The organism is Mycobacterium sp. 852013-50091_SCH5140682 (assembly GCF_001665685.1).
In the GTDB taxonomy this organism is placed as follows: domain Bacteria; phylum Actinomycetota; class Actinomycetes; order Mycobacteriales; family Mycobacteriaceae; genus Mycobacterium.
On sequence record NZ_LZTB01000074.1, the window covers coordinates 47,397 to 54,795 of the forward strand.

Here is a 7,399-nt window from a genome sequence, read left to right on the forward strand (position 1 = left end):
CATTCTCGTGGGGTGAAGCGCTCCGGTGGCGGGCCGTGCGCCGTCCACCGGCGGGAGACCGACGGCACCATTCAGGGTTTCCTCGCGGCTCCTAGAGCAGCGCGCTCGCAAGAGCCCGTTGATAGCGCACCTCGTCAACTGCGTTGTCGCCGATCGAATCTGTTCGACAGGTGCCGTCCCAATCCCACCCGGCCAGTTCATAGAAGCGGCGCGCGCGGACATTCCCGGAGAGAACCCACAGCGATGCACGGTGATACCCCTGGCGGCTCAGGTGGTCGCAACCCGCGTCGATGAGCAACCGGCCGATCCCGCCACTCCACCTGGGGGGATCAACATAGATCGCCCAGATCTCCCCGCCGCCTTGCAGGTCGTAGTCGCGGCCTGAGCCGGTGGTGACGTGACCGCAAATCGCGTCGCCGTCGACGGCGACCTGGGTGAACGGGCCAGCGGGGTCCATGTGTTGAAAGCCGTAGCGACTGGCCCTGTCTTCGGGGCTGAGCGCATCTAGATAGTCCTGCGGGAGAAGACCTTTGTAGCCCACTTGCCATGACCGCACGTGTGCCTGTGCGACGGCCAACTCGTCACCTGCCACTGCCTGCCTGACGTGAACCATGAGCCGATCGTGACAGTTCGACTGGACGGTCTCAAAGGATTATCGCGATTCAGGAACTCACCCGTGGCCGTCTGCGCCGCAGCAACGCGACGACGAGCGCGGCGATGATGCTCAGGCCGATCAGGCCACCGCCGACAATGATGCCTGCGACTCCGCCGAAAATGCCGCCCGCCCCGGGGTTTTCACCGATGCGGAAACGATCGGACGCTTCGCCGATGCATCGTATGTCGTAGTTGCCGGGCTCTTTGGCGCTGACGGTGAGCACGGCCTGCCACCCGTTGACGATCAAGGTGCCCTGGTACGTGTCGATCGCGGTTCCACCCGTGTCGTCACGGAACTGACAGCGGACCGGATGTGCACCGGACTGCGAGTGTGCGAACACGGTCTGGCTGATCCCAGGCTGAAGCGCGACGGTTGTGGAGCCTCCGCTTTCGAACTCGTTGGCGTTGCCGGGCAGGGCGGCTGCGGTATGTGCGAGTAGCCCAATACCTGTTGCGAGGAGCGCGATCCCGATCAGGGCGAGCGCCGCGGCGGTGGCGTACCAGCGCTTGCTTGGCGGAGGCTTGGGTGGTGCGCTCGGGGGAGTCGGCCACGAATTGCCAGCCGGTGGGATGCCCTGTCCGGGAATGGGTCCTGGGTGGGGCGGCTGGGTCTGCCACGGCTGGGTGAACCCGCCGTTGCCCGGGTCGGCTTGGTAAGGCGACGGGCCACCTGGTGTCATCGTCTGAGCGTAAACGAGACGAATCCGGTGCCCGTGCACCAATTTATCCATCGACCGTGAGCGGACCGGCAAGACCCGCAGGGCGTTTCATGGGGCTGCCACAGCATCCCTGGCGAGAGTCTTACCGCGGCGGCTGCCAGGGCCAGGTGCCTTCCTTGAGACGCCATCTGACGAATGCGATCGTGAACGCCAGCACCGAAAGCCACAGTGCCGTGGTCCATTGCATACCGAACGACATCATGGCGAGAAAGATCACGACTGGTGCGACAACCAGCATGACGAAGCTGGCCACGCGGACGCGTCGTCGGCGAACGGCCTCGAAGTCTTCGGTCATGTCTGGGACCCTACCGAGGCCCAACCTGGCTGCCGTGCACCAATTTTCTTGAGGCCGCGATCTCGGTTACCGTCACGGCGCCGACGGTTCAGGAGCGGGTTCGCGCGCCGGCCTGAGCACCCGGTGTGCGATCACGCCGATCACCAGAGCCCAGAATGCCGCGCCGACGCCGGCCACCGTCGTCCCCGAGGCTGCGACGACCAGCGTCACCGCTGCAGGGACCCGCGCCGAGTCGTCGGCCATGGCCCCCGCGCAGGCTCCGGCGAACGCATTGAGCAGCGCCACGCCGGCGACGGCCTGCACGATGCCGGCGGGGGCGGCGAGCACAGCCGCGGTCAGTCCCGTCGAGACCAGGCCCAGTGCGCAGTAGACCGCGCCAGTGGTGAAGCCCGCGATCCAGCGACGCCGGGGATTTGGGTCGGCGTCCGGTGCGGCTGCCAACGCGGCACTGATCGCGGCCAGGTTGACGGCATGCCCGCCGAACGGGGTCGCCAGCAGGGAAGCGATCCCGGTGACCGCCAGGGCCGGGCGCCAGGGGACGCGGTAACCGAACCCTGCCATGACCGCGACGCCCGGGATGTTCTGCGCCGCCATCGTCACGATGTACAGCGGGAGCGCGATGCCGGTGAGGGCCTGCAGGGTCAGGCTCGGCGCCGTGACCTGTAGGTGCGGGATCCATGCGGTGGCCGCGGGCAGGCTGTGGTCCCGGACCAGCGTCACCGCAATCACCACCAGGGCTGCGCCGAACGCGGCCGGTACTGCCCACCGGGCCCGGAGCACGAGCACGATCAGCCACACCACCAGCACCGGCGCGATCGCCCCCGGATTGTGGGCCAGGGCGGTGACCGGGGCGATGCACAGCGGGAGCAGCACCCCCGCGAGCATCGCCTGTGCGATCGCATTGGGGATGCGGGTCACGAGGCGCGCGAGCGCCGGCCAGAGTCCCGTCGCCAGCAGCAGCACCGCCGTGATCGCGAACGCACCGACCGCGGCGGGCCACCCGCCGGCTACCGCGCCGGTCGTGATCAGCAGTGCCGCGCCGGGCGTCGACCACGCGCTCGTGATCGGCATCCGGAACCGCCACGACAGCACCATCGAGGCCGCGCCCATCGCCAAACTCACCGCAACCAGGCCCGAGGCCGCCTGCATCGGATTGGCGCCGGCTGCTCTCAATCCTCCGAGCACGACCGCGAACGAGGAGGTGAAGCCGACCAGCGCACACACCACGCCGGCGGTGATCGGGACCGCTTTCGAGACGTCCTGTTCCATCGCACCTCCGTTCTGATTACGGAACGTTCTGTAGACGGAACGTAGCATGAGGGAATGTCTGCGGGAGAGGTCGGTCGTCGGCTGCGGGAGCTACGGGTGGAGCGCGGTCTGAGCCTGTCGGAACTGGCCCGTCGCGCCGGGGTCGGTAAGGGATCGTTGTCCGAGATCGAGTCGGGCGGGCGTAATCCGACGGTCGAGACCCTCTACGCCCTGTGTGAACCCCTCGATGTGCCACTGACGGCTCTGGTCGGTGAGTCCCCGGGTGTGCACTCGGCTGCCGACGGCGGGATGCGCACGGTGCTGTTGTCGGTGCGACACCTGCCCCGGGTTACCGTCGAGGTGTTCCGCCTCGAGTTCCCCGTTGGCGCCGAGCACATCTCACCGTCGCACGGGGCGGGCGTGCGCGAACACCTCACGGTGGTTGATGGCAAGGTGCTGGCCGGCCCGGTCGGGGAGGAGACCCTGATCGAGGAGGGGGCGACGGCGAGTTGGCTCAGCGATCGCCGCCATCGGTTCGCTGCGCTCGACGGTGCCGCCGAAGCGGTGGTGGTGATCACCACCCCGCGATGACAGTTGGAGGGCAACAGTTTTCGCGGATCGGCCGACGTCTCGCACCGATGTCGGTGCGTCCACGAGGGCCGACTTGGGTTGCGCGGCTTGGTAATCTGCCAAGGTGGTCAAATCAGTGACAGTTGGTGCGGTGGTTGCCGTGTTGGTGCTTGTGGCCCCGGGCTCGACGAGCGCTGATCCGGCAAACCCCGACCCGTTCAACCCCGCTGATTGCATTGGCAACGCGAATGCAATCTGCAACGTCGGTCCTTATGGGCCGAACAGCTTGACGAATCCGGCCAATCCGATGAGCCCGCTGAATCCGGCCAATCCCGCCAATCCTGCTAGCCCGCTGAATCCGAACAACCCTGCGAACCCGGCTAGCCCGCTGAATCCGAACAATCCGGCCAACCCCATGAACCCGATGAACGGGATGGGGTAAATCTCGGCTCAACAATAGGGGATCTGCCGGGTTGCGGTGCGGTCGCCGCATCGAACTGCGAATGCGGGCCCGACTGCACGGGCCGGTTGGTCGAAACTGGCCCCGCGGATCGTGGCAGCGTGATCGGTATGGATCTCGGCGAATTGGCACGGCTGATGCGCGTGCCGGCGGTGCGCATGTTCGATGGCGACAGGCCGGTGCCCGACGGGGTGGTGAGCGCGATCGTGGACGCCGCTCGGTGGACGGGCTCCGCTCGTAACCGCCAACCATGGCTGATCGTGCGGGTGCGGTCAGGGGCGTTGCTCAGGGACATCTCGGAGCTCGGTGCCTACGCGGGCTTTGTGCGGCGATGCTCCGGTCCTGCTTGTGGTTGCCGCAGCTGACGACGGTTTCTCCGACACCATGTTCGATTGCGGGCGACTGGTGCAGTCGCTGCTGCTGGCCGCGGCGGCGGAGGGCCTGCGTGGCTGTCCGGCCACGGTGTTCCCGGATAGCAACGTCAAACGCGCCGCCGAGCTGCTCGGGCTGGAGGTGGGCTGGCTGCCTCGGCACCTCGTGGCGCTCGGCCACCCCGTGCCGCGACCACCGGCTCGCGGGCGGTCTGCGGTGCCCAGTGGTCGCAAGGAGCTGAGCCAGATCTACCGAGACCAGCAATAGACGAAAACTGAAGGGCCGCAGGGTGTGCGAGCGCTCAACGGTTGCGAGGTCCGGCGGCTCGGCCGCTGGCGATCGCCAACAGGGTCGACATCACCGCACGCGGCGTCGCCGACGCCCGCCACACGGCACGCAGTCGTCGATGTAGGTCGACCCCGGTCACCGGAATCTCCACCAGCCTGCCGTCGCGCAGCTCGGCTGCCACCGCCAGTTCGCTGAGCACCGCGGCGTGCGCGCCGGCGGCCACCATCACCTTGATCGCGGCGTTGCTGCCCAGGCTCACGGCCGCGGCGTGCGCTGCGAGCCCCACCTTCGCCAGCGCGTGCTCGAAGGTGTCGCGGGTACCCGCGCCGGGCTCTCGGATGACCAGCTCCAGTTTCGCCAGTTCGCTGGCCTCGACCGGTTTCCGGCGCCGGGTGAGCGGATGCCCGGGGGCGGTGACCAATGCCAGCCGATCGGAGCGGACCACCCGACTGGTGAGCCCCGCAGGCACGGTCGGGCCCTCGACGAACCCGAGGTCGGCGTCGTGCCCCAACACCGCCGTGATGACCCCGGCCGAATTCGCCACGGTCAGGTGCACCGGTTCGCCGGTGTGCTCGCGGACCCGGGCGAGCCAGGCCGGCATCAGGTATTCGGCGATGGTCTGGCTGCAGGCGACTCGGGCTGTCTGGTCGGCCCGCATCGCCGCGGCACCGGTGAGTAGGTCCTCCATCGCGGCCACCGCGCTGCGCGCCCACTCGGTGACCGCCCGCCCGGCCGGTGTCAGTTCGGCACCGCGGGTGCGGCGATCGAGCAGCTCAAGCCCTAGCCGGCGTTCAAGATTACGCAGCCGCGCGGACGCGCTGGGCTGACTGATCCGCTCGGCGCGGGCGGCGGCCGAGATCGAGCCTGTGTCAGCGACCGTGATGAGCAACCGCAGTGCGTCGATCGATGGCGCCGGTCCCTGATCCATAGAGTAAGCCTATGGGTAGATAGCTGTCCTGTGGGTACCGGTCGGGTTTCGTTGGCGGGATCGTCGACTGACATGAGCACCACCGCCATCGACGCCGCCCCGAGCCGCACGCACCGTCGCATCGCCAAGGCACTGCCCGGCGCGGCACTCGCCCTCGGCGTCGCTGCCGTCGCCACCGTCGTCGGCAAGGCGATCCCCGTCCTCGGCGGACCGGTCGCTGCCGTTGTCATCGGCGTGGCCCTGGCCACCTGGCTGCGCCCCGCCAAGCGGTGGCCGACGGTGCCGCACGGCCTGCGGCTCACCGGCGGCCTCGCGCTACAGACCGCGGTGGTGCTGCTGGGAACCCAGATCTCGCTGCAACAGGCCTGGCAGGTCGGCGGCTCGGCGCTGCCGGTGATGTGCGCGACGCTGGCCGCGGCATTCGTCTGTGCTTGGCTGTTCGGGCGCTGGTTGGGCATCGACAGTGACCTGCGCACCCTGATCGGCGTCGGCACCGCTATCTGCGGCGCCTCCGCGATCGCCGCGGTGACCCCGGTGCTCAAACCCAAGCCGAGCGCCGTGGCGTACGCGCTGAGCACCATCTTCCTGTTCAACATCGCGGCCGTGCTCACGTTCCCGCTGCTGGGGCATCTGCTCGGCCTCGGTCAGCACACCTTCGGGGTGTTCGCCGGGACGGCGGTGAACGACACCTCCTCAGTGGTGGCCGCCGCCGCGGTGTACGGCGACCAGGCGGCACACACCGCCGTGGTGGTGAAGCTGACCCGTTCACTGGCGATCATTCCGGTGGTCATGGCGGTCGGTGCCCTGGTGGCCCGCCGCGACGGTGCCGCCGGCTCCGGTGCGCAGCGACCGAAGGTGTGGAAGCTGGTGCCGTGGTTCCTCATCGGTTTCGTGGCGCTGGCGGCGCTGAACTCGGTGTGGCCGCTGCCGTCGATGATCCGGGTACCGGGGGCGGAACTCGCGGGTCTGTTGATCACCTGGGCGCTCGCGGCCATCGGGCTCTCGACCGATCTGAGCGCACTGCGCCGGACGGGCCTCAAGCCGGTGCTGTTGGGCGGGATGCTGTGGCTGGTGGTCGCAGGTACCAGCCTCGCGGTGCAGTTCCTCACCACCGCAAGCCTGCAAGTGTGATTCGAGCAGCGCTCGCAAACCGCCTGTGCGGGTGAGGACCCCGATCGCTCCCGCGCTGCGGTGGGTCCTCCGGCTCCGGCCCGGCTCGAACGGGCGGCCACCCTCACCGGTCGCGGGTTGGTTGCGCCCTTACCGGGTAGGCGCAACTTGGGCGGAGTCGATCAAAACGTTAGGCACCAAAGTCGGCGACGACAACTGGATTTCGCTTGTCGACGATTGTCAGGTTCCCGAGTTCTCTATAGCGCCTTCGTGATTCGCTCAGGTCAGACGGCTTTGGTGACGCCGTAGTACGCGACCACATCATCGGTGTCGGTGGTGGAGCTGGTCAGGGTGGCATACGAGCGGAGGAAGGATTGTCCGACGCAGCCGTCGACCTTGATGTGGACGTCTTTGAGGGTGACGCGCACCGGGGCGGCTTTGAAGGATTTCTTGTCCACCGAGACGTTGGTGACGGTGCCGGGCTTGGGGTGAATTTCCAGGGTGCCTGACAGGGGCATGCTCACACCGGTCGGGATGATGCCGGCCAGGGTGGATCCGGAGGTGCTCAGACCGATCGACCCGACGAGACGGACCTGGCCCAGTTCGATGCCGCAGCCGATTTGGTAGCCGGTGTCCAGGGTGCCGCCGGTGAGGGTGGTGGAACCACCGCCGGTGACGGTGCCGGTGAAGGTGCCGGCGACCAGGTATTCACGCGAGGACGCGGCGGTGGTCAGCGGGGCGATGGGCAGCTGGCT

General features: G+C 68.2%; 11 protein-coding genes. 5 read left to right on the forward strand and 6 right to left on the reverse strand.

Annotated elements, in window-relative coordinates; translation table 11 throughout:
- Positions 1-91: 91 nt before the first annotated feature.
- The 4 genes from A5784_RS20790 to A5784_RS20805 all read right to left on the reverse strand — a co-directional run bounded on the left by A5784_RS20790 (position 92) and on the right by A5784_RS20805 (position 2,937).
- The gene (locus A5784_RS20790) at positions 92-613 is read right to left on the reverse strand and encodes a GNAT family N-acetyltransferase (protein WP_064946787.1); all 522 of its coding nucleotides are present in this window, start codon (positions 611-613) and stop codon (positions 92-94) included.
- 49 nt (positions 614-662) lie between these two features.
- Positions 663-1,334: a hypothetical protein gene (locus A5784_RS20795; RefSeq protein ID WP_064946788.1), complete on the reverse strand. Its 672-nt coding sequence runs from the start codon at positions 1,332-1,334 to the stop codon at positions 663-665.
- Positions 1,335-1,455: 121 nt separating this feature from the next.
- A complete protein-coding gene (locus tag A5784_RS20800) occupies positions 1,456-1,668 on the reverse strand; it encodes a hypothetical protein (RefSeq protein ID WP_064946789.1) in 213 nt (70 codons plus the stop codon).
- Positions 1,669-1,740: 72 nt separating this feature from the next.
- Positions 1,741-2,937 (reverse strand): benzoate/H(+) symporter BenE family transporter, encoded by a 1,197-nt coding sequence (locus A5784_RS20805; protein WP_064946790.1) that lies wholly within the window; start codon positions 2,935-2,937, stop codon positions 1,741-1,743.
- Positions 2,938-2,991: 54 nt separating this feature from the next.
- On the opposite strand from A5784_RS20805, the gene A5784_RS20810 reads away from it, so the two are divergent.
- From A5784_RS20810 to A5784_RS39690, 4 genes are all read left to right on the forward strand, one after another.
- Positions 2,992-3,507: a helix-turn-helix domain-containing protein gene (locus A5784_RS20810; RefSeq protein WP_064946791.1), complete on the forward strand. Its 516-nt coding sequence runs from the start codon at positions 2,992-2,994 to the stop codon at positions 3,505-3,507.
- A gap of 103 nt (positions 3,508-3,610) precedes the next feature.
- The gene (locus tag A5784_RS37680; protein ID WP_082944974.1) at positions 3,611-3,928 is read left to right on the forward strand and encodes a hypothetical protein; all 318 of its coding nucleotides are present in this window, start codon (positions 3,611-3,613) and stop codon (positions 3,926-3,928) included.
- A 128-nt stretch (positions 3,929-4,056) separates the two neighbouring features.
- Positions 4,057-4,311: a nitroreductase family protein gene (locus tag A5784_RS39685; RefSeq protein ID WP_082944975.1), complete on the forward strand. Its 255-nt coding sequence runs from the start codon at positions 4,057-4,059 to the stop codon at positions 4,309-4,311.
- Positions 4,295-4,585, forward strand: a complete 291-nt coding sequence (locus tag A5784_RS39690) for a nitroreductase family protein (RefSeq protein WP_197514820.1) — start codon at positions 4,295-4,297, stop codon at positions 4,583-4,585. The genes A5784_RS39685 and A5784_RS39690 overlap by 17 nt, the downstream gene beginning before the upstream one ends.
- Positions 4,586-4,619: 34 nt before the next feature.
- On the opposite strand, the gene A5784_RS20820 is transcribed toward A5784_RS39690, so the two are convergent.
- Complete coding sequence (locus A5784_RS20820) at positions 4,620-5,534, reverse strand: LysR family transcriptional regulator (RefSeq protein WP_064946792.1); 915 nt, start codon at positions 5,532-5,534, stop codon at positions 4,620-4,622.
- A gap of 72 nt (positions 5,535-5,606) precedes the next feature.
- Here A5784_RS20820 and A5784_RS20825 point away from each other — a divergent pair, with 72 nt between their 5' ends.
- The gene (locus A5784_RS20825; RefSeq protein WP_064946793.1) at positions 5,607-6,665 is read left to right on the forward strand and encodes a YeiH family protein; all 1,059 of its coding nucleotides are present in this window, start codon (positions 5,607-5,609) and stop codon (positions 6,663-6,665) included.
- Between the two features lie 263 nt (positions 6,666-6,928).
- Here A5784_RS20825 and A5784_RS20830 read toward each other — a convergent pair.
- The coding region (locus A5784_RS20830; RefSeq protein ID WP_064946794.1) for an MspA family porin at positions 6,929-7,399 on the reverse strand (471 nt) is incomplete at its 5' end.

Excerpts from the sequence above, each read along its gene's own strand:
- A5784_RS20820 (WP_064946792.1), bottom strand. The coding sequence starts at position 5,534 with ATGGATCAGGGACCGGCGCCATCGATCGACGCACTGCGGTTGCTCATC.
- A5784_RS20805 (WP_064946790.1), bottom strand. The coding sequence starts at position 2,937 with ATGGAACAGGACGTCTCGAAAGCGGTCCCGATCACCGCCGGCGTGGTG.
- A5784_RS20800 (WP_064946789.1), bottom strand. The coding sequence starts at position 1,668 with ATGACCGAAGACTTCGAGGCCGTTCGCCGACGACGCGTCCGCGTGGCC.
- A5784_RS39685 (WP_082944975.1), top strand. The coding sequence starts at position 4,057 with ATGGATCTCGGCGAATTGGCACGGCTGATGCGCGTGCCGGCGGTGCGC.
- A5784_RS20810 (WP_064946791.1), top strand. The coding sequence starts at position 2,992 with ATGTCTGCGGGAGAGGTCGGTCGTCGGCTGCGGGAGCTACGGGTGGAG.
- A5784_RS20790 (WP_064946787.1), bottom strand. The coding sequence starts at position 613 with ATGGTTCACGTCAGGCAGGCAGTGGCAGGTGACGAGTTGGCCGTCGCA.
- A5784_RS20795 (WP_064946788.1), bottom strand. The coding sequence starts at position 1,334 with ATGACACCAGGTGGCCCGTCGCCTTACCAAGCCGACCCGGGCAACGGC.
- A5784_RS20825 (WP_064946793.1), top strand. The coding sequence starts at position 5,607 with ATGAGCACCACCGCCATCGACGCCGCCCCGAGCCGCACGCACCGTCGC.